The 21467-nt window shown below is 52.5% G+C and carries 21 protein-coding genes and 1 riboswitch; of the genes, 16 read left to right on the forward strand and 5 right to left on the reverse strand.

The genetic code is table 11. The features are described from left to right. Positions 1-229: 229 nt before the first annotated feature. The 3 genes from B2067_RS07445 to B2067_RS07455 all read left to right on the forward strand — a co-directional run bounded on the left by B2067_RS07445 (position 230) and on the right by B2067_RS07455 (position 2791). Positions 230-1297 carry an isopenicillin N synthase family dioxygenase gene (locus B2067_RS07445; RefSeq protein ID WP_301387966.1) on the forward strand — a complete coding sequence of 356 codons (1068 nt, stop codon included), beginning with the start codon at positions 230-232 and terminating at the stop codon, positions 1295-1297. Further along, entirely contained in the window at positions 1294-2157 is an 864-nt protein-coding gene (locus tag B2067_RS07450) for a hypothetical protein (protein WP_301387968.1), read from the forward strand. The genes B2067_RS07445 and B2067_RS07450 overlap by 4 nt, the downstream gene beginning before the upstream one ends. A gap of 109 nt (positions 2158-2266) precedes the next feature. Beyond that, positions 2267-2791, forward strand: a complete 525-nt coding sequence (locus B2067_RS07455; RefSeq protein WP_301387970.1) for a hypothetical protein — start codon at positions 2267-2269, stop codon at positions 2789-2791. Positions 2792-2805: 14 nt separating this feature from the next. On the opposite strand, the gene B2067_RS07460 is transcribed toward B2067_RS07455, so the two are convergent. From B2067_RS07460 to B2067_RS07475, 4 genes are all read right to left on the reverse strand, one after another. Continuing rightward, complete coding sequence (locus B2067_RS07460) at positions 2806-3447, reverse strand: MBL fold metallo-hydrolase (RefSeq protein WP_301388011.1); 642 nt, start codon at positions 3445-3447, stop codon at positions 2806-2808. 16 nt (positions 3448-3463) lie between these two features. Next, positions 3464-4972: a hypothetical protein gene (locus B2067_RS07465; RefSeq protein ID WP_301387972.1), complete on the reverse strand. Its 1509-nt coding sequence runs from the start codon at positions 4970-4972 to the stop codon at positions 3464-3466. A 74-nt stretch (positions 4973-5046) separates the two neighbouring features. Next, on the reverse strand, positions 5047-5622 hold the full coding sequence (locus B2067_RS07470; RefSeq protein WP_076515723.1) for an LPP20 family lipoprotein: 576 nt from the start codon (positions 5620-5622) through the stop codon (positions 5047-5049). Positions 5623-5734: 112 nt separating this feature from the next. Next, complete coding sequence (locus B2067_RS07475; protein ID WP_068436711.1) at positions 5735-6217, reverse strand: FKBP-type peptidyl-prolyl cis-trans isomerase; 483 nt, start codon at positions 6215-6217, stop codon at positions 5735-5737. A gap of 100 nt (positions 6218-6317) precedes the next feature. Then, positions 6318-6469, forward strand: a riboswitch (cobalamin riboswitch). A 144-nt stretch (positions 6470-6613) separates the two neighbouring features. Between B2067_RS07475 and B2067_RS07480 the strand changes: the two genes are divergently transcribed. The 10 genes from B2067_RS07480 to hslU all read left to right on the forward strand — a co-directional run bounded on the left by B2067_RS07480 (position 6614) and on the right by hslU (position 15876). Continuing rightward, positions 6614-7504 carry an ABC transporter ATP-binding protein gene (locus B2067_RS07480; protein WP_301387974.1) on the forward strand — a complete coding sequence of 297 codons (891 nt, stop codon included), beginning with the start codon at positions 6614-6616 and terminating at the stop codon, positions 7502-7504. Next, on the forward strand, positions 7501-8541 hold the full coding sequence (locus B2067_RS07485) for a FecCD family ABC transporter permease (protein WP_297530871.1): 1041 nt from the start codon (positions 7501-7503) through the stop codon (positions 8539-8541). Before B2067_RS07480 ends, B2067_RS07485 begins: the two co-directional genes overlap by 4 nt. After that, positions 8541-9587, forward strand: a complete 1047-nt coding sequence (cobT, locus tag B2067_RS07490) for a nicotinate-nucleotide--dimethylbenzimidazole phosphoribosyltransferase (RefSeq protein WP_297530873.1) — start codon at positions 8541-8543, stop codon at positions 9585-9587. The genes B2067_RS07485 and cobT overlap by 1 nt, the downstream gene beginning before the upstream one ends. After that, positions 9584-10345: an adenosylcobinamide-GDP ribazoletransferase gene (locus tag B2067_RS07495; RefSeq protein ID WP_301387976.1), complete on the forward strand. Its 762-nt coding sequence runs from the start codon at positions 9584-9586 to the stop codon at positions 10343-10345. Before cobT ends, B2067_RS07495 begins: the two co-directional genes overlap by 4 nt. Next, entirely contained in the window at positions 10342-10878 is a 537-nt protein-coding gene (gene cobU / locus B2067_RS07500; RefSeq protein ID WP_301376746.1) for a bifunctional adenosylcobinamide kinase/adenosylcobinamide-phosphate guanylyltransferase, read from the forward strand. Before B2067_RS07495 ends, cobU begins: the two co-directional genes overlap by 4 nt. Beyond that, positions 10871-12376 carry a cobyric acid synthase gene (locus B2067_RS07505; protein WP_301387978.1) on the forward strand — a complete coding sequence of 502 codons (1506 nt, stop codon included), beginning with the start codon at positions 10871-10873 and terminating at the stop codon, positions 12374-12376. Before cobU ends, B2067_RS07505 begins: the two co-directional genes overlap by 8 nt. 59 nt (positions 12377-12435) lie before the next feature. After that, entirely contained in the window at positions 12436-13047 is a 612-nt protein-coding gene (gene cobO / locus B2067_RS07510) for a cob(I)yrinic acid a,c-diamide adenosyltransferase (RefSeq protein ID WP_068436697.1), read from the forward strand. Further along, the gene (locus B2067_RS07515) at positions 13044-13877 is read left to right on the forward strand and encodes a cobalamin-binding protein (protein WP_301387979.1); all 834 of its coding nucleotides are present in this window, start codon (positions 13044-13046) and stop codon (positions 13875-13877) included. Before cobO ends, B2067_RS07515 begins: the two co-directional genes overlap by 4 nt. A gap of 98 nt (positions 13878-13975) precedes the next feature. Next, on the forward strand, positions 13976-14536 hold the full coding sequence (gene hslV, locus B2067_RS07520; RefSeq protein WP_076515703.1) for an ATP-dependent protease subunit HslV: 561 nt from the start codon (positions 13976-13978) through the stop codon (positions 14534-14536). Then, a complete protein-coding gene (gene hslU, locus B2067_RS07525; protein WP_068435395.1) occupies positions 14533-15876 on the forward strand; it encodes an HslU--HslV peptidase ATPase subunit in 1344 nt (447 codons plus the stop codon). The genes hslV and hslU overlap by 4 nt, the downstream gene beginning before the upstream one ends. Positions 15877-15928: 52 nt before the next feature. Here the strand turns inward: hslU and B2067_RS07530 are convergent, their stop codons facing one another. After that, positions 15929-17575 carry a methyl-accepting chemotaxis protein gene (locus tag B2067_RS07530; protein WP_076515700.1) on the reverse strand — a complete coding sequence of 549 codons (1647 nt, stop codon included), beginning with the start codon at positions 17573-17575 and terminating at the stop codon, positions 15929-15931. A 93-nt stretch (positions 17576-17668) separates the two neighbouring features. On the opposite strand from B2067_RS07530, the gene B2067_RS07535 reads away from it, so the two are divergent. From B2067_RS07535 to rlmB, 3 genes are all read left to right on the forward strand, one after another. Continuing rightward, positions 17669-18040 carry a DUF971 domain-containing protein gene (locus B2067_RS07535; protein WP_301387981.1) on the forward strand — a complete coding sequence of 124 codons (372 nt, stop codon included), beginning with the start codon at positions 17669-17671 and terminating at the stop codon, positions 18038-18040. Positions 18041-18142: 102 nt separating this feature from the next. After that, a complete protein-coding gene (rnr, locus tag B2067_RS07540) occupies positions 18143-20701 on the forward strand; it encodes a ribonuclease R (protein WP_301387982.1) in 2559 nt (852 codons plus the stop codon). Continuing rightward, positions 20702-21460 carry a 23S rRNA (guanosine(2251)-2'-O)-methyltransferase RlmB gene (rlmB, locus tag B2067_RS07545; RefSeq protein ID WP_297530895.1) on the forward strand — a complete coding sequence of 253 codons (759 nt, stop codon included), beginning with the start codon at positions 20702-20704 and terminating at the stop codon, positions 21458-21460. The last annotated feature ends 7 nt before the right edge of the window (positions 21461-21467 follow it).

Consider the following 21467-nt stretch of genomic DNA (forward strand, 5'->3'; position numbering starts at 1 on the left):
CCCAAAACTGTGGGACAGCAGTGCGCTTCTGCGGGCTTTTTTGTGCCTGCTATTTCTTCTGTATCCATCTTTTCGTTAGCCACCCTCTGTAAGCGCTTACTGACCACTTTGCGCTCTGGTCTCTGAGCCTACTGATTTGATACTCTGAAATGCAGTCGGGACGGCCCGGCCAGCATTCTGCTGAACACCACTGGACGGCCAGTCATCCTGAAGCCTATGGGAGACTGATATGCAAAGCCGCACCAACCCACACAAGCAAACACCCCTCCGTCGATTCTCATCCATCCCTGTGATTGATATTTCAGGTTTGTACTCCGCTGTGCCTGCTGAGCGTCAGGCGGTTGCAGATAATATCCACGATGCCGCAAGAGACGTTGGTTTTTTCTATGTCTGCGGGCATCGGATTCCCGGGACAGCGACCGACGATCTGGTCGCGTCTGCAAAGCAGTATTTTGCTCAGCCATACGAACAGAAGATGCAGAATTACATCGGTTTGTCGCAGAACCACAGTGGTTACGTTCCAGAGGGCGAAGAAGTCTTCTATAGCCCGGGCTCAAGTTCAGACGTGAATAAACCCCGGGATCATAAAGAGGCGTATGATGTTAACTACGACCTGAGTGATCTCAGGTATCGGAGGCCGATGCTTGGCCCAACGCTCTGGCCAGACGATGCCGATTTCAAAGCGAAAGTGAGTTGTTACTACGGCCACGGAACCGAGCTCGCAAAGGTTCTGTTCAGGGGCTTTGCTCTTGCACTAGGGCAGGAGGAGACCTTCTTCGATGGCAAGCTGATTCGTCCACCGAATCAATTGCGCTTGATTCATTACCCTTACGACCCGGGCGTGCAAGACACCCAGGGCATTGGTGCGCATACGGATTACGAATGCTTCACCTTACTGCTACCCACCGCCGATGGCCTTGAAGTGTTGAATGGTGAAGGGCGCTGGATTGATGCTCCCGTCATCCCCGGATGTTTTGTCGTTAATATTGGCGACATGATGGAAATACTGAGTAACGGCCATTTTAGAGCAACGACTCACAGGGTGCGTAAAGTGAAAGAGGAGCGTTACGCATTCCCGCTCTTCTGTACCTGCGATTACGATACGGTCATCGAGCCTGTGATGGCCCCTTGTGAAGGGGCTGAGAAACAGTATCAGCCGGTCAGGTGCGGTGATCACTTGTACGCTCAGACCATCGATACATTTGACTACCTTCAGAAGCGACTACGGCTGGGCGAAATAGAACGTCCTGAAACACAACCCGACCTTGGCTTTGGCCGCAAGGAGCAGGCTTCATGAAACGGAAACGATGGATAGAAAGCCTGGTGGATATCGCTTGCGGGCAGGGCGCCGTCTGGCCAAGGAACTCGGTTCCTGAGTGGATGTGCGGTGCTTTCAGGCGGCGGTGCATCAGTTTTGCTAATGGGTTAACTGATACAGACACACGGGTGTTCTGGCTTCAGTCTGGAGCGCTGACGATAGATCTACGTTTGCCACTCGAATACGAACAGCAGGCGGAGCCTGAAAATAAGGCGGATTACGAAGGCTGGTACGCGCACAGTGTCTGGCAACATAACCTGCTCGACTGGCAGGGAGGCGTGTCTTCGCTGAGTGAAAACCGTTGGCCCGAGCCCGCAGAGCTAAGGCGTGTGGGCAATTGCATGATGGAGTTCGCGCCAAGCGGCGCCTATGTTGAAGACTGGCGCTTGTTAAACAGTGTGCCGGGTTTATTCGTCGGTCTGGAATTGATCGGTGAAGAAGACCTGACGACCGGTGCCAGCCGCGAATTACAGGGAGCGCTTATCCTTGCGGGTGATTACATGGGTGCTGTGTTAAACAGATCAGCGGAAGAGTTTATTACGGACATCGGCGAGCTTGAGGGCGATGAGTTCGTCGTCCGCCACTCTCGCGATATTCATAGAACAGGGAAGCTGATGTTCAGCGCTCTGTTCGAGGCTGACGACGGAGAATTTTTCTACGATACAAGTCAGCCCGAACAGATAAGGCTGGTGGCTGGTCAGAAGTCCTGGTCGTTTCGTATTGATACTCTTGTTGGTGACTTTCACTTCGCCCCCGGTACATCTCAGTCAGAGAGTGCAGAGCGCTGGTTTAAACAATTTCAATCAACGCTTGGCCGTTACCTCCGGCGGGTTGTGTGAGTGCTCTGTCTGGATGACCTATCGGGGTCAGTTAGCCCATGCCGGGCAATTCTTCCAGCGGCTGCTATGCTTAAAAGTCAGGTAAAGCAGTTGGGTTATGGAGCCTCCAATGGAAGACGAAAAAGAGTTTGATCTCAGTGAGGGGCAGCGTATCGCGCTGCTGGAGCGAACGGTGTCTTTCAATCGAAAGGTTGTGATTGTACTTATTGTGCTCTCGGTCGTTGGGTTATCAGCGTTGTCTACATTGGGCATTGTTTCGTTACTGAAAGAAGACGTCGCCTACGCTAAGGCCGCAGAGCTGGAACTGGTGACAAAAGAAAATGAAGCGTTGCGCATTCAGATGGCGGCGTTTGAAAAATCACTGGTGCAATACCGTATGATTATGGACACCAGTCAGGCGTCTGGCTTTAAAGAAATTCTTCTCGATCAGGAGCAGAGCTATCAGACGCATCTCAGTGCGTTAAAACAGGGGATGCGTGATCTCGCGAAAATGATGCCGGGCTCGCGTACCTGGTTGGAGATGTATGACGAACAAATGGATATCGCATTGGAAGAAAGCCGCCAGCGAGTTCAGAAACTGGCGGCTATTCAGACTTCGGAGCTCAGGAAGAAACCTGCAGCAACGTCGCCCTGAATAAAGATAAGTACTTAGCCGCGATGGTCAGAGACAAAAGGATTGTGCTGACGTTCGTGGCCGAAGGTTGAATTCGGGCCGTGCCCACAAATAAATTCAATATCGTCGCCCAGCGGAAACAGCTTCTCGCGGATGGACGAAACCAGTTCGTCGAAATTTCCTTTTGGAAAGTCAGTACGACCAATCGACCCGTTAAAAATAACGTCGCCGACTAAGGCTTTTTTGCTGTCTTTATCGAAGAAGACAACATGCCCTGGTGTGTGGCCGGGCGCATGGATAACCTCAAGTGTCACGTCACCCACTGTGACCGTATCGCCATCGTTCAGCCATTGATCCGGCGTAAATGACTCAACGTTGGGAAATCCGAACATCATAGATTGCTGCGGCAACGATTGAATCCAGAAGTCGTCTTCCTTATGAGGACCAATAATAGGGAGGCCGAGGTCGCGCGCTAAGACTGCGGTGCCTCCAGCATGGTCAATGTGTGCATGCGTCAGCAGAATTTTGGTGGGGGTCGCCCCCATTTTCTCAATCTGCGCTTTGATTTTATTAATTTCACCGCCGGGGTCTACGATGGCGGCTTCTTTGGTGTTGTCACACATCAGAACAGTGCAGTTCTGCTCAAAAGCAGTGACAGGAACAATGGCGATCTGCAAAGCCATGAAGGCCTCCTTAAAATACTTCTACTACGTCAGGTGACTGACCGGCGAATTGCGGCATGGTCATTCCTGCACGCGCGTTAATATAGGTCGGGTCAGTGACTGTGTACTGGCGGCCATTATAAACGACTGCGTTGCCTTTCACCTGACCTGTAAATTCAACGGCTGCGGCCACATGCCCCGGATAATCCAACAGTACGACGGGCAGGCCCAGCAGGTCGTGCACCAGTAGCGAGAACAGTGCGGCTCTGTCTTCGCAGTCTGAGGCTGCATAGTGCAGGGTTTCAAGTGGGAACAGGTAGTTCTCAGTATTAAACTGCTGCTCGTCGGTCTGATACTGAAAGGCGTTCTGGACAAAGTTAAGCAGGCGGTTTACCGCGACTTCTTCAGAGTGCCCCTGTAACAATGGCTTCAGTTGTCTAGTGAGCTCGGCCCGTGTCGCAGCGGGCAGATCCAGAATCGGATAGCGTGGCAGGTTCAGCTGGGGCATGGAATCCAGATAACGGATCTGCTCCGTTGGGTAGCTGACGACAACATTCACTGTTTCTTCGCCTTCCTCATAACTGAGCGTCCGCTTGCGGATATCTCCCGCACCATTAAAGCGCTCAGGCATTTTGAAGGCCACCGCACGTGACGCTGTCTCGTGCTGCTTGCCGTAGGTGTAGACCTTTCCTGCGATTCGTACATCACCATTGAGTGGCAGGGCGTAGTAGCGTTCACCACTGAGAGTAAAATAGGTGACGCCATACACATCGTCGTCAGCAGGCATTAACAGGTAAAGGCGGTCGTTGTAGGCAAGGCGGGCGTCATAGCCAAGTTTTACGAGCATAAACCAGCTCAACATAATGCGGCTGTCGGCATTTCCCGCTACGGCCTCAGAGTAGTCTGATACAAGCCGTGCTGTTGCCCAGTCGCTGAGGGACAGAGACGTCTTAGTGGCATTGAGCTGCTCTAAGGCGGGTTTGAAATCACTCCGTGCTAACGCTTCCCACGCTGAGGCTATAGCGTCGGAGGAGGGCCTGGATGAAAATGCACGTGGCATGGCTTTGTTGTAGGGCAGGCGTAAAGCGTGACCATAAAAGTTAATACTGGCGGCAGGGCCTTTAATTTGTGGCTGGGGTGCCACTTTGACCGGCGTTTGCTCTGGCGTTGTGTTGTCGGGCAAGTGCGTTGGCGTCGGAACAGGCACACTTACGACTGGCGTAGGTTCGGTTGCTATGTCTTTAGGCTTCTCTTCTGGCGCATCAACAGGCGAATAAATCGGCGGTGCTTTTGGGATGTTTGTGGGTTTTGGGGCCTTATCTTCTTCCTCGCCTGATTCGGTATCGACGGGTTCCCAACGCTGCTTCAGAAATCCGATAAAGGCTTTGTCGTTTTCGTCGAGATAGCTCTGAAATTCTTGCTGAGTCGTGGCGCGCCAGCGTTCGTAATCGCTCATACCTGGGTTCGCGACGACAGAAAGAGTAGCTGCGCTGGCGACGACACCGCTGGCTATCAGGGTGCAACGGATAAGATGTTTCATTGGATCTCCCCCAAAACAAAAAACCGGTACAGAGTTACCCCGGTACCGGTCTGGATATCATACGCTGAGCTGACTCAGTTCATGTTCAGCATTTCTTCGCGCATTTCGTCGAAAGACTTCTGAGCCTGAAACTTCTGCCACAGAGCTTTCTCGTTGTTCATTGAGGTTTTCAGGGCCTCTTCTGCCAACTGGTTAACGGTGTCGGCGTCGAGACCAACGAGAACCACCATGCCGCCGCTAGGCGTAGGCATCTGACGGAAGATCTTGCTGCCAGTCAGTGTCTGCTTGGTGATCTGTTTGGTTGTCACAGAGTTTACCTGATCAACTGTTTCGTCGTCCGCTGTACCCGTGGTTTCGGCGTACTGTTTGATCATGTTCTGAACTTCTACCTGCATGGTCTGAGCAAGTTCAACGCGCGCGGCAGTCGCTGCCATTTGCTTCATGAAGTTTGCGCCAGCGGCAGATTTATCGGCGTAACCGACGGCGGTCAGGTCGACGCCATCAACAGGGGCACCACAGACCCACGCAGGAGCAGGCTGCATGCTGCCATCGGCGAAGACACACTCAGCAACTTGAGGTGCCGGTTCGTTAGAAGAACACGCAACCAGCAGAGTGGCGGCAGCGGCAGTAAACAGGTGACGGATATTCATCCTTAATCTCCTACAGGTATTTTCAAAAGACTCGTTCGAGAATAGCCGAAGCAATATTAAAATACTACCGCACTCAGACGGCTACTCTCACCACTTGTGATCTGAGTCAGAATCAGTGCTGATGCCCGCCAATGCCGTGGGCGTGGCCGTGATCAAGCTCTTCTGCAGTCGCTGCACGAACGTCCAGAATCTCGACGTCAAAATGTAAGGTTTTTCCGGCAAATGGGTGATTAGTGTCAACGTCTGCCATGAAACGACCGACCTTTACGATGGTCACCTGACGCTCGCCCTGATCTGTGTGTACAGAAGCGACCATGCCTTTGCTCCATTTCTTTGAGCCCTGAAGGTGCTTGACTGGTACGCGCTGCACTGAACCTTCAACGCGGTGACCGTAGCCATTTTCTGGTGTTACAGTGATTTCGAGCTTGTCTCCGGCCTGCTTGCCTTCGACAGCTTCTTCAAAGCCCGGGATCATGTTGTTGTGGCCCTGCAGGTAGGCAATCGGATCGTGGCCCGCAGTGGACTCAATCTGTTTGCCATCGGCATCTTTAAGGGTGTAATGCAGCTGAACAACCGTATCTTTGGCGACAATCATGAGCGTTTCCGTAGTCTGTGTATGGTGTGGTTAACTGTGATCATTAAGGCGCGAAGTATCCGGTATCCGCGTGTTTACTGCAACGCTGGCGCCTCTGTGCGATAATCCACCCCTGTCCGGACTGGCAAATTTGTCTTGCCAGTCTCAGGAGGGGAACCCGGTGAAAATCCGGGGCTGTGCCCGCAACTGTAAACAGTGGCTTTTATCCGGTCGACTGTCAGCCAGATTGCCTCCCGGACGTGCAAACCAATTTCTATGATCGAGCGGGTTACTCGATGATGAGCTCTCTGTTCGGGCGGCTTAGGCTGCGTTCCCGAAGTGCGTCCATCATCCGTATTCCGCCCATAATGTGACGATTAGCGTGACAATATTTGTACCGATGCGCGGATACCCATGGTGAATCAGTCCTCAAACAACAGCTACACCTCTGGCGATGCTGAACTCGCGTATATCGCTGTTGAGCACTTATCGCTGACTATCGGTGCGAAAGCTACGAACGCTATTCTGCGGGATATTTCGTTCGCTGTGGAATGCGGTAGCCTGGTTGGTATTGTCGGGCCGAATGGTGCAGGTAAATCGTCGTTACTCAGAGCAATCTATTGCCATCGCTACGATCAACCGGCCTCGCTGGCGGGGCAGGTGATGATTGCCGGGCACCCGGTACACCTGATGAGCAGACGCGAGCGAGCCTGTAAAATCGCGGTTGTGCTGCAGGAATCGGCACTGCCTTTCGAGGTGACCGTGCGCGAAGTTCTTGCAACCGGCCTGACGCCTCGTAAGCCACTGCTGTCGTTTACCAGCAAAGATGACACCCGGTTAATAGAAGGGATAGCAGCCGACCTCGATCTGACGCGTTTTATTGATCGTGATTTCGGCTCTCTTTCAGGTGGAGAGAAGCAGCGGGTGTTGATCGCCCGCGCACTGGTACAACAACCTCAGATTCTTCTTTTAGACGAACCTACCAACCACCTCGATATTCAGCATCAGATAGAGACGCTAAGCCTGGTCCGGTCATTGGGTGTTACGGTACTTCTTACCATTCATGATCTGAACATGGCCGCGGCTTACTGTGATCAATTGCTGGTATTGAATAAAGGTCAGCTGGTGGCCAACGGTGAACCCTTCCAGGTGCTTACCAGCGAATTAATTCAGGATGTATTTCAGGTTGCCGCAGATGTTGCTGTGATCCGTAACACTTATACCCATGAACGCCGTATTCGTATTGCCTACGATATGCCTCCGAGTCGGACTATTGCTCCCGGATCAGCTGGAGAGCGCAGGGAATGAAAATGCCGTACGGGTTAACTGTTGCAATAACTTTTTCTGTGCTTTGCCTTTCGGTGATTGGTGCGGCGGCACAAGGCGCCTTTGATCTGTCGCTTCTGAATGTCTTTCAGGGCGTCATTATCTGTCCATGGACGAATGATTGTGCGTTGTCGCCGATCGAACAGCAGATTCTTACGGATATTCGCCTGCCGCGGATTTTTATGGCTTTACTAACGGGCGCTGGTCTGTCGATTACTGGCGCTATTCTGCAATCAGTAACCCGTAATCCGCTGGCTGATCCGTATTTGTTTGGTATTTCATCCGGGGCCGCTCTAGGTGCGGTGCTGGCCATGTCTGCTTTCACTGGGGCCTTTTCTGGGTTTCTGGCGGCGACGGGCCTGAGTGTCGTATTTAACGTGACCACCGGGGCGCTTGCGGGCGGAGCGCTGTCTGTTTTTCTGATGTTGACGCTTGCTGGGAAATCAGCGGTTCAGGTCGAAAAGCTGCTGCTTTCCGGGGTGGCAGTTTCTTTTATGCTCAGTGCATTTACCAGCCTTGTGATTTATTACTCAACGCCAGAAACTGCAGCTACATTATTGTTCTGGCTGATGGGCAGCTTTTCGGGCAGCAACTGGGCTGATCTTATTTTGCCTCTTTTGGCTGTGGTGCTTGGCAGTGGTCTGTTTTTCATATTTTCGCGCTGGCTCGTCGTGATGCAGCTGGGCGAAGAAAGTGCCGCTACGCTAGGTGTGCCTGTACATAAGTTGCGGTTGGGGATGTTGCTGGTGTGCTCGGCAGTAACGGCGATTCTGGTTGCAGAGGTCGGCGGCATCGGATTTGTTGGGTTGATGATTCCACATATTGTGAGGCTGCTCGTCGGCGGACAGTTACACCGGGTACTGCTGATGTCTCTGTTGGTTGGTGCGACCTTTATGATCTGGGTGGATGTCCTGGCTCACTCTTTACTTCAGGATCAGGTTCTGCCCGTTGGTATTGTGACATCCGCGCTCGGCAGTCTTTTCTTTTTTATTATTCTTAAGCAACGACAGAGTCGTTGATGGCAGGTGTTATGTTTTTCGTTTCTCCGGTGTCCCGCTCAAGGGATGCTGCCATTCAGCAGCGTATTGATATGAAAACCAAGCCGCCCGGCAGTCTGGGGCAGCTTGAATCATTAGCGGCTCAGCTGGCAGCGATCACCGGTGTCGAAAAGATCCGACTGCATAAGCCTGCCATGTTGGTATTTGCAGCAGATCATGGCATTGCAGAAGAGGGGGTGAGTATTGCGCCTCCTGCGGTGACGCAGCAGATGGTTAAGAATTTTATTAATGGCGGTGCGGCAGTGAACTGTTTCTGTCAGGTTGCCAGCATGGCTTTGTACGTTATTGATGCAGGCATCCTTAATGCCGTTGAGAGTAGCCGCGTTATAAATCAGCGCCTGGGAGCGGGCACTAAGAATATTGCTAAAGCGCCGGCAATGGCACGCGAAACCGCAGAATCAGGACTAGTACTGGGGGCTGAAATAGTGCGTCAGCGAATCGCAGAAAGCAGTAATGTTTTTGCGTTTGGTGAGATGGGAATTGGTAATACGTCGGCGGCATCGGCGGTGCTCGCTGCTATTCTGGGGCGCTCAGTCGAAGAGACTTGTGGTCGTGGTACAGGCATTGATGATGATGCCTTTGAACGCAAAAAATCGCTCATCGCTGAGGCACTCGAGCGTCATCAGTCGACGCCTGAACCTGACGATACGATGAATATTCTGGCTTCTCTCGGTGGCTTCGAAATTGTCCAGATCACCGGTGCTATGTTGGCCGCGGCTGAGAAGCAATGTGTCATTATGGTGGATGGATTTATCGCGTCAGTAGCGGCGCTGGCGGCGGTCAGAATAGCCCCGCAGGTACGGGATTATATGGTCTTCTGTCACCACTCAGAAGAGCAGGCTCACACTCTGATCCTGGAGGCTCTCGATGCTAAGCCGTTACTGGATCTTGGATTGCGACTGGGAGAAGGAACCGGCGCAGCGCTGGCGTACCCGCTATTGCAGTCGGCGCAGTCTTTTTACAATTACATGGCGAGCTTTGATGATGCAGGTGTCACTGCGGTATGAACAGGTTGAGTGAACAGCTGAACCTGTGGTGGATTGCCGTGGCCTTTTTTACGCGAATACCGGTACCGGCCTCGGTCGAGTTCAGTCAGGCGAGCCTTAACCGCGCCAGCCGTTATTTTCCGGCAGTTGGATGGCTGATCGGCGCTCTGTGTGCGACGGCTCTGTGGTTGTTGATGTTGGTCTTTCCTCAGAATGTTGCTGTCTTGATTTCCATTGCAATCAGCCTGCTGCTTACCGGTTGCTTTCATGAAGATGGTCTGGCAGACACCTGTGATGGGCTGGGCGGCGGATGGACCCGCGAGCAGAAGCTAAGCATTATGAAAGACTCCCGCATCGGCACGTACGGCGCTGCGGCTCTATGGGTGTCACTTACGCTGAAATTCGTTGTTTTATCCCAGTTGATCAACCCGGTTCTGGCACTTCTGGTCGCGCATCCTTTGAGTCGAATTATTCCGACAGTATTTATCGCTGCTATGTCTTATGTCTCTGACGTTGATACCTCAAAAGCCAAGCCTTTGGCTGAGTCAGGCTCGGGTGCGGATACGGCTATTGCGATAATCACAGGTTTAATCGCGCTTATGTTTATCAACAACCCGTTCATTATTCTGTTGGTCTTACTCGTGTTGGCAGGCGTTGCGTATGTCTTTCTTAAGCGTCAGATTGGCGGGTTTACCGGCGATGCCTTAGGAGCAGTTCAGCAGGTCAGTGAACTGGCTATTTATCTCTCGTTACTGGCTCTGAGCGGGAGCTTCTCTTGATTCACTTAGTGACGGGCGGAGCCCGATCCGGAAAAAGTCGTTATGCCGAACAGCTTGCTAATGAGCGGGCTGAGATTACCTATGTGGCGACAGCGACACCGGGAGACGACGAAATGGCGGCGCGCATTCAGCGTCACAAGAAAGATCGACCGGCGCACTGGGCGCTGGTTGAGGAGCCTTTTGAGCTGTCCTCGGTCGTGAGTGTGTCGTCGTCAACGCTCCTGATTGACTGCCTGACGTTATACCTCACTAACTGGCTCTGCAATGAACAGCGTTGGCCCGACTTTGAGCAGGAAAAATCCGAATTGCTGAGCGCACTGAAAAAAGCCTCGGAAGTACCAGGGCAGGATATTTTTATTGTCACCAATGAGGTGGGGAGCGGCATTGTTCCCCTTGGTGAATTAAGCCGCCGGTTCGCTGATGAGGCAGGGTGGCTGAATCAGGCCGTAGCCGCCATCGCCGATGACGTTACTCTGGTCGTTTCCGGGTGCCCACTGGCATTAAAACGTAATGGAGTACTGCTTCATGGCTGATGCTCATACTTCGTTGCCGGTAAAAGGCTGCCTGATGGTTCAGGGCACAACGTCTGATGCTGGCAAGAGCCTGTGTGTGACCGCGCTATGTCGGATACTTAAGCGCCGGGGTATTTCGGTGGCGCCATTTAAGCCTCAGAACATGGCATTGAACAGTGCGGTAACGAACGATGGCGGAGAAATCGGGCGGGCTCAGGCGCTTCAGGCCGAAGCCTGTGGTTTACCTCTGTCGACGGACTTCAACCCGGTATTGTTGAAGCCGAATTCGGATATGCGCTCGCAGGTCATTATTAATGGTAAGGCCGTCAGCGAGCTCGACGCACGACGTTTTGGCAACATTAAAGAGCTCGCATTTGACCATGTCTTAGCGGCATTTCAGCGACTCAAAGAACAGTACGATGTGGTGATTGTTGAGGGCGCAGGCAGCCCGGCAGAAGTGAATCTTCGCAAAAATGATATTGCCAACATGGGCTTTGCCGAGGCGGTAGATTGTCCTGTCGTTCTGATATCGGATATCGATCGCGGCGGTGTGTTTGCGCATCTTACAGGTACGGTAAATATTCTTGCGGCCAGTGAACAGGCAAGAATTAAAGGCTTTCTGATCAATAAATTCCGCGGCCGGATCGAGTTACTTCAGGATGGCCTCGACTGGCTGGAAGGCTACAGTCAGAAACCTGTACTGGGAGTACTGCCGTACATTATGGATCTGCGTCTTGATGCTGAAGACGGAATAAACCGGGCTCTGCATGAAGAAAATCTTAATCAGCCAGACCAGCAGCGCATTGTTATTAAGGTGCCGGTCCTGCCACGTATCAGCAATCACACCGACTTTGAACCGCTACTTCAGCATTCTGGCGTTGTGCTTGAGTATGTCACTGCTGGTGGTGATCTGTCGGGCGCTGACCTCATTATCCTTCCGGGCAGTAAGAGTGTTCAGGCTGATCTGGCTTACCTGAGGGAGCAGGGGTTCGATCGACAGATTCTTAAGCACCTGCGCTACGGTGGCAAAGTGCTCGGTGTCTGCGGTGGTTTTCAGATGTTGGGTCAGAAAATTTCTGACCCGGAGCAGGTCGAGGGCACGATCACAGAGTCCGAAGGTCTTGGTTTACTTGATGTCAGTACTCGACTCACCGCAGAAAAGCAGCTTAAGAACGTAGACGGTGTGCTGAGTAACTCCGGGAATAAGATCAAAGGGTATGAAATTCACTGTGGTATCAGTGAAGGGGCAGGCCTGCAGACTCCCTTTTGCTGTCTGACCGATCAGCAGGGAAATTCATACACTGACGGTGCCATATCTGGCGATGGCCAGGTGATGGGGACTTATGTTCATGGCCTATTTGACCACCCGGAAACCTGTGAGTTTATTCTTGAGTGGGTATCTGGTTCACCGGGAACGGCAGAAGATTGGCAAGCACTGCGTGAACGTGAAATTGAACGTATCGCTGATATTTATGAAGAGCATATCGATATGGACGCCCTGTTGGATATCATTCAGTAGGGCAGCTGTCACAGATCATTTTTTAAAAATAGAAATTATCAAATATACGAGGTCAGGTAATGTCGAAGTCAGAAGAAGAGTTGAAGCAGGAACGCCATAAAAAGAAAGCGCAGAAACAAAAAGAAAAGGTTGATGCCAGTATTGCGAAAGCGACGGAAGAGCGCGGTATCGTGATCGTGGTAACAGGCAATGGCAAAGGTAAATCAACCTCTGGCTTCGGTACGGTTGCACGCGCTGTAGGCCACGGATACAAAGCGGCGGTTGTTCAGTTTATTAAGGGGCAGTGGGACTGTGGTGAAAGAAACCTGCTTGAGAATAATGGCGTACCTTTCGCCGTCATGGGCACAGGCTTTACCTGGGAAACTCAGGACCGAACGTCTGATATTGCCGCAGCAGAAGAGGTCTGGGCGCACGCTAAGGAATACCTTGCTGACCCTCAGTACCACGTTGTTCTGCTCGATGAGCTGACTTATATGCTCGGTTACGATTACCTCAATAAAGAAGAGGTGTTGAATGCCATCCGTAATCGTCCTGAAAATCAAAGTGTTGTTGTTACCGGGCGTGGCGCAATCAAAGAACTACGAGATCTGGCAGATACCGTCAGCGAAGTAAAAGATGAGAAGCACGCATATCGCGCGGGAATAAAAGCCCGTAAAGGTGTGGATTGGTGATCCGCTGCTTCTTTGCTTTCGCATTGATGCTGTGTGCGTGTTTCGCAGTAGCATCGAAACCGATAGAGCGAATCGTTGCCCTGTCCCCGTCTTCGACCGAGATGCTGTTTGAAATGGGTCTTGGTAAAAGGGTTGTGGGTACCGTCGAGTGGGCAGACTTCCCTGAAGCGGCAAAAGCTATTCCGCGTATTGGTAGTTACGCCGGTATTAATATCGAGGCGCTTATCGCGTTACAGCCCGATATTGTCGTGGCATGGAAGAGTGGCAATAAAGAATCTGATCTTCAGAAGCTTGAAGCGCTTGGGGTGAATGTTCTTTACATCGACCCCAAAACGATGGATGCCGTAGCTGATGATATGGAGCGTTTGGGTAGCGCCGTTGGAGAACCTCAGGCTGGGAAAGAAGCGGCAGGTCGTTTTCGTGACCGCTACAGCGCACTAAAGCGTCAGTTCGCCAATGCCGATCCTGTCCGGGTTTTTTACCAGTTATCTTACGAGCCATTGCGCACGGTCGGGCAAGGCAGCTGGGTCGATGCTCTGATCAAAGATTGCGGCGGTGACAATGTGTTTGGCAAAGCACCGTCACACTACCCCGTTGTGGCTTTTGAGAGTGTGATTGCCCGCGACCCTGAGGTCATCATTATGTCGAGCCACACGAACGTGGTGAACTCGAAAGAGGCTTTGTGGAGCGAATGGCCATCCGTCGCTGCTGTCAGGGAGGGGCACCTTATTCCGGTAAACAGCTCAGCGCTGCTGCGTTCTGGCCCGCGGGCGACGGAAGGCCTGGCGCTACTCTGCAACGCGATCGACCAGGCGCGCAGACCTGTCTAACTATTACCGGCAGATCTTCTGCTTGAAATGCCGGTTTCTGCCCCCATCTGTACCGAAAGCGACACATCATTTACATCTGAGACACAAGGTACAGAGTCATGACAACGATTGTATCCGTGCGCCGTGGCGACGAAGTCGTCATTGGAGGCGACGGTCAGGTTTCACTGGGCAATACCGTAATGAAAGGCAATGCCCGCAAAGTCCGCCGCTTATACGACGGTAAAGTCCTCGCAGGTTTCGCTGGTGGCACGGCTGACGCTTTTACCCTGTTTGAAAAGTTTGAAGCCCAGCTGCAGCAGCATGGTGGTCAGTTGACCCGTGCAGCCGTTGAGCTGGCAAAAGAGTGGCGCTCAGACCGTGCTCTGCGCAAGCTCGAAGCTATTCTGGCCGTGGCAGACCACACCGCCTCTCTGATTATTACCGGCAATGGCGACGTACTGCAGCCCGAGGATGACCTGATCGGTGTTGGATCAGGTGGTAATTATGCATTGGCTTCGGCTCGTGCCTTGTTGGAAAACACCGAGCTTGGCGCTCGTGATATCGTCGAGAAGAGCCTTAATATTGCTGGCGAAATCTGCGTGTTCACCAATACCAACCTGACCATTGAGTCGCTGAAAGAGAGCGATGTAACCGGCGACACTTCAGGAGCAAATGCATGAGCCAGATGACACCTCGCGAAATCGTCCACGCACTGGATCAACACATCATCGGTCAGAATGATGCCAAACGCTCTGTGGCTATTGCCCTGCGTAATCGTTGGCGCCGTATGCAGCTTGAGCCAGAGCTGCGTGATGAAGTCACGCCAAAGAATATTCTGATGATTGGCCCGACCGGTGTGGGTAAAACTGAGATTGCCCGCCGTCTGGCTAAGCTTGCGAATGCGCCTTTTATCAAAGTGGAAGCCACCAAGTTTACTGAAGTGGGTTACGTGGGTAAGGACGTAGAATCCATTATCCGTGATTTAGTCGAAACTGGGATCAAGCTTCTGCGTGAGCAGGAAATGAAAAAGGTACGCACCCGAGCCGAAGAACTCGCTGAAGAACGTATTCTCGACGTGTTGCTGCCACCGGCCCGCTCGACCACCAGCTGGGACACCACTGAAGAACCTAAGCAGGAAGACAGCTCCGCGCGCCAGGTTTTCCGTCGTAAGCTGCGCAACGGTGACCTTGATGATAAAGAAATCGAGATTGATGTCGCTCAGGTGAATACTGCCGGTGTAGAAATCATGACACCTCCAGGTATGGAAGAGATGACCAGCCAGTTGCAGAACATGTTTGCCAACCTGGGCGGTGATAAAAAGTCCAAGCGTAAGATGAAAATTGCGGATGCCTTTAAGCAGATCTGCGATGAGGAAGCCGGCAACCTACTGAACATGGAAGAGCTGAAAGTCCGTGCGCTGGAGTTGGTCGAACAGAACGGCATCGTCTTTATTGATGAAATCGATAAAGTCGCTAAGCGTCAGGACAGCGGTTCTGGTGGCGATGTATCCCGCGAAGGGGTGCAGCGCGACCTCCTACCGTTGATCGAAGGCTGCACCGTCAGCACTAAGCACGGTATGGTGAAAACAGACCATATTCTGTTTGTTGCCTCGGGCGCGTTCCATCTTGCACGACCTTCGGACCTGATTCCCGAACTTCAGGGCCGTCTGCCTATCCGTGTTGAGCTTGCGGCGCTTACTCCGCATGATTTTGAGCGCATTCTGACCGAGCCTAACGCGTCTCTGACCGTTCAGTACAAAGCGCTGATGAAGACTGAAGGGCTGGACATCGACTTTACTGCGGATGGTATTAAGCGTCTGGCGGAGATTGCTTATCAGGTCAACGAGAGCACCGAGAACATCGGCGCCCGCCGCCTGCATACACTGATGGAACGCCTGCTCGAGAGTGTGTCGTTTGACGCAACGGATCTGACCGAACAAGTGACCATTGACGGAGCTTACGTCGATCAGAAGCTGGGTGCTCTGGCACAGGATCAGGATTTGAGTAAGTTTATTCTCTGATAATGCAGCACTTATAAAAAAGCCCCCGTTTAAACGGGGGCTTTTTCGTTATCTATATTCTGAAACGAGCAATCTGCTCAGACAACCTGTCGCTGCATTCCGCGAGTCTTTTGCCCCTATCATCCGAGCGCGACATATTATTACTGATGTCATTGGATGAGCCAGCAATCCGGTTAATGCTTTGACTGATTTCGTTTGCAGCAACACTTTGTTGTTCTACTGCACTGGCCACGCTTAAGTTCATCTCTGTCAGAGTCACGACGGCATCACTGATGCGTGCAATAGCCTCGCTGGCTGATTGAGACATCTCGCTGGTTTCTTCAGAGTGGTTGGCGCTGTTTTCCATCGACTGAACGGTTGCTTCGGCTTGCTCCTGTAAGCGCGAAATCGTGCGATGAATTTCTTCAGTAGATTCCTGAGTGCGTGATGCCAGTGTTCGTACCTCATCAGCAACCACGGCGAAGCCTCGACCCTGCTCACCAGCCCGTGCAGCTTCGATGGCAGCATTCAGGGCCAGTAGGTTGGTTTGTTCTGCAATGCCACGAATGACTTCAAGTACAGTCCCGATGCTTTCTGTTTCAGAGCGAAGGCTTTGGATAGAGGCGCGTGACGCCTGAATCTGATCCGCCAGGTCGGCAATGTGCGCCTGCGTATTCTGCATGGTCGTTAAGCCAGCTTTCGAGTTACCTTCGACCACTTTCACCGCATCAGCAGCCTTGTCAGCGTTATCAGCAATTTCCTGAATGGTCTGACTCATCTCGGTTGCGCCTGTGGCGACGTGGTCGCTTTCCTGCATCTGTTCGTCGGTCAGTTTTCGTGTCTCTGAGCCCATTGCCGCGATCTCACGTCCCAGTGATGCGACTTCGTTGGTGGCATTCACACTTTCACGGATAATGTCGTGAATCTGACTGATAAACTGGTTGAACGACTGGCTCAGACGCGTAATTTCGTCATCGCCCGTAATAGGAATCCGTTGGGTAAGATCACCGTCTCCTTTGGCAATACTACTCATGGTGTGACGCAGTTGGGTGAGCGGCACTTCAATACTGTTACTGATCAGGCGAATAATGATGGCCATTAAGCCTGCAAAGATAAGAGTCATAACGGCGGCGGAAGCCGCTGACGCCCAGAACGCTCCTGCGATATCGCTCGGGTAGGTGCCAGAGCCGATGTACCAATTCCAGTGGTCAAACTTTCTGACATAGCTGACTTTTGTACTGGCGTCGTTCTCGCCCGGCCTGGGCCAACTGTATTCGACAGTTCCACCTTCAGATGATGCGTCTGCGACCTGAATCACTTCGCGGAATACCTTCTTACCGGCTTTGTCTTCGAAGTTTCCGACATTTGTCCCTTCGAGTGATTCGACGACCGGATTGAGCAGCATCACCGGGGTACGGTCGTGCACCCAGAAATAGACATCGCCATCGCGCAGAGAGCGCAGGGCATCTAAGGCAGCTTCTTTGGCTCCCTCTTCCGTCAATACGCCTTCCCGAACCATACGTTGATACCGTTCCAGCAGGCTATGGGCACTGTTCACGAGTGACTTAGCGGTGTTTTCTTTGGCGGTGTATTCGGCAGCGAACATAACGTCGTACTGACTGCTCAGTGCTTTTGCTTCGAGTAGTACGATACAGATCAGTGCAGCGGCCATTATCAGCCATAAGCGGGCGCGAATGGACAGGTTTCGCAGAAATGTCATGGCGTAGCATCTCCGGGATAGTAAACTTAGGGGGTGAAATGAGTATAGAAGTTGAAACCAGGTCTGCTGGTTAAATTGTAATTTGGAGTCTACGTGATCCCAGAAGCCATTAAAGTAAAGAAATCCAGCCGCTGCGTTGCACTGACTTACGCCGGAGTTGAGTATCAGCTCAGCTTTGAAATGTTGCGCGTGCTGTCACCGTCAGCCGAAGTGCGTGGGCATGGTGTCGGCAATGAAGTGCTGCAGTTTGGCAAGAAAGACGTGGGCTTGTTGAGCATGGAACCAGCGGGCAACTATGCACTCAAGCTGAATTTTGACGACGGGCATGACTCCGGGCTGTATGACTGGAAATATCTGTATCATCTTTGTCTCAATCAGGATGCGCTCTGGCAGGACTACCTTGACAGGCTGGAGGCCGCGGGTAAGAGCCGTGAATCTTCACAGATCAATTTCAAGGCGTTATGAACCCGGACGTAGCTTGTTGAGCCTTCTGTGCCTGCATGGGGCCTTTGAACACTGCGCCCGTGCTGTATACTGACCCAAACTTTTCCTTCCAGGAGTGATCGCTTGAGCGATACCAAGAAGACAAAAACCTTCAAAGACCCGAATGCTGCCGCTGAGGCTGAAAAATACGACAACCCGGTGGCGAGCCGCGATGCACTCTTGATGGTGCTCGAAGATGCGCCCAGCCCCCTGACACACCCTGAAGTCTGTGAAGTACTTGGGGAAACCGACGAGGACCGCGTTGAAGCAGTGCGTCGTCGTCTGATCGCCATGTGTCGGGATGGCCAGCTGATCAGCAATCGTCGTAATCAGTTTATGCCGATGAAAAAGGTCGACCTGGTACAGGGAACCGTCATGGGACATCGTGATGGTTTCGGTTTCGTACTACGCGACGAAGGTGATGATGTCTATCTGTCGAATCGACAGATGCGCAAGGTCTTTCATGGTGACAAGGTCGCTGTGCAGATACTGGGGCTGGATCGTCGTGGTCGCCCGGAAGGAAAGATCGTTGAGGTTTTACAGCGCAACACGCAACAGATTGTTGGGCGTTACTTCGAAGAGTCGGGCGTCGGCATTCTGCAACCCGACAACAAACGCATTCCGATGGAAGTTCTGATTCCGGCGGATGGCCGTAACGGCGCCGAGCACGGTCAGTTCGTTGTTGCGAATATTACCCGTCAGCCGTCACCGAAAGGTCTGCCGGTGGGTGCAGTCATTGAGGTACTGGGCGAACACCTGGCGCCGGGTATGGAAATCGATGTGGCGATCCGAAGCCACAACATTCCTCACGAATGGCCAGAGGAAGTCGAGGCTGAAACTAAGAAAATTCCGGATCAGGTAAAAGCAGCAGACAAGAAAAACCGCATCGATCTGCGTCATTTGCCATTCGTCACTATCGACGGTGAAGACGCCCGCGACTTCGACGATGCTGTGTACTGCGAGCGTAACAAGAACACTGGTGGCTGGCGCTTATGGGTGGCCATTGCCGATGTCTCGCATTATGTGAAGGTGAAATCCCCCCTCGATAATGAGGCGTATCAGCGCGCGACGTCGGTGTATTTTCCGGGCTTCGTTGTGCCTATGCTGCCAGAGAAACTGTCTAACGGTTTGTGCTCTCTGAACCCGCACGTTGACCGCCTGACCATGGTCTGTGAAATGACCATCTCCAAAGCCGGGCGTATTTCAGGCTACAAGTTCATGGAAGGGATTATTCACTCCCATGCCCGCCTGACGTACAACAAAGTCTGGGACATGATTAATCCGGACGCCGACAGCGAGATTCAGGGCCAGTGGCGCGAACATTACGCCGACGTAGTGCCTCACGTTGATGAGCTGTATCGCTTATTTCATATTCTTCGCGAGCAGCGTGAAGTCCGTGGTGCGATGGACTTTGATTCGATCGAAACCCGGATCGTGTTCGATGCTGAACGCAAAATTCAGGAAATCGTACCGACCGAACGCAACCATGCTCACATGCTGATTGAAGAGTGCATGCTGGCGGCGAACGTCTGTGCCGCTGATTTCTTCAGCCGTTATGAGATTCCGGCGCTGTACCGTGTACACAAAGGTCCGAGTGCTGAAAAGCTCGAAAACCTCGGTGCTTTCCTGGGTGAAATGGGCCTGACCATGCCGAACGGTAAAGACCCAGCGCCTAAGGATTACCAGACGCTACTCAGCCAGATTGAAAAGCGCCCGGATTCGCACTTGATACAGACGGTGCTACTGCGCTCACTTAGTCAGGCGAAGTACGAGCCTGAGAACGAGGGTCACTTTGGTCTGGCGTACAAAGCGTACACGCACTTCACGTCACCGATCCGTCGCTACCCGGACCTTCTGGTTCATCGCGGTATCCGCAGCGTTATCCGCAGTGAGCAGGAGTGTAAGCACGTACTTCGCGCAGAAGGCACGAAGAACATGGCCAAACGTACGATTTATCCATACGACCTGCAGGCCATGGTCAATATGGGCGAGCACTGCTCTATGGCCGAGCGCCGCGCAGACGATGCTACCCGTGATGTCACCGACTTCCTGAAGTGTGAATATATCCGCGACAAAGTGGGTGAAGATTTTGAAGGTGTTATTTCTGCCGTAACAGGGTTCGGTTTATTCGTTGAACTTAAAAATGTTTACGTCGAAGGCCTCGTGCATGTCAGCACACTGCAGAATGATTTCTATCAGTTCGATGCGGTTAAGCATCGTCTTATCGGCGAGCGCACGCGTCGCAGCTTCCGTCTCGGTGACAACATCTGGGTGAAAGTGGTTGGCGTTGATCTGGATGATCGCAAGGTCGACTTCGAATTAACTACCGCGCCTGTTAATGCCGGACGGAGTGCTGATAGCCTGGATATGCCGAAACCCGCTCGCTTACCGCGCAAGCGCCCTGCTGGTGGCAAGGCGGGCGAGAAAAAGGGCATGACCAAAGAAGAGCTGATGAATCCGGGTAAAAAGAAAGCCGGTTCAGGTAAATCAGGCGGACCGGGCTCGACCAGGGCCGACAGCAAAAAAACATCGAAGAAAAAGCCCAGTAAACGCCAGAAGCTGAACGCTAAGAAAAGTGCAGGAGCATCGGGCAAAGCTGCTTCTAAATCGACCGCTAAGAAGAATCCACGTAAGAAAAAATAAATGAAGCTTGAATCGGTTTACGGCATCCACGCCGTTACAACACTGCTGCAACGATCCCCTGGTCAAGTGGTGGAAATCTGGGTTCAGAAAGGTCGGGTTGATGCAAAAATGCAGAAAATCCTCGATCTGGCAGAGGCCGAAGGCTTGTCCGTCATGGAAGCCGATAAGGGGTTGCTTAACCAGAAGGCGGAAGGCAACCATCAGGGTATTGTGGCACTGAGAAAACCCGTGCAGGGGAAGTCAGAAAAACACCTGCCGGATATCCTCGATAACATCACTGGCGACCCGTTTGTATTGATTCTCGATGGCGTGACTGACCCTCATAACCTGGGGGCCGTATTACGTACCGCCGATGCGGCAGGTATTCATCTGGTCATCGCTCCGAAAGACAAGTCGGCACCGTTGACGGCAGTGGCTGCTAAAGTCGCTTGTGGCGCTGCAGAAGCAGTGCCGTATATTCAGGTAACGAACCTGGCGCGGACCATGAAAGACCTGCAGGAGCGTGGCATCTGGATTATTGGTACGGCGGGCGAAGCAACCACCACGATTTACCAGCAGGACTGCAAAGGCCCTCTGGCGTTGGTCATGGGCGCTGAAGGCCCGGGCATGCGTCGCCTGACGCGAGAGCATTGCGACCACCTTGTGAAGATCCCCATGGCCGGTGAGGTCAGCTCACTGAATGTGTCAGTAGCAACCGGTGTCTGTCTGTTCGAAGCGGTGCGCCAGCGTGGTGGTGCCTCGGGTAAAACGTCCGGATAAGTCAGGA

Source organism: Thalassolituus sp. UBA2590 (assembly GCF_002339775.1).
Lineage (GTDB): Bacteria > Pseudomonadota > Gammaproteobacteria > Pseudomonadales > Oceanobacteraceae > Thalassolituus.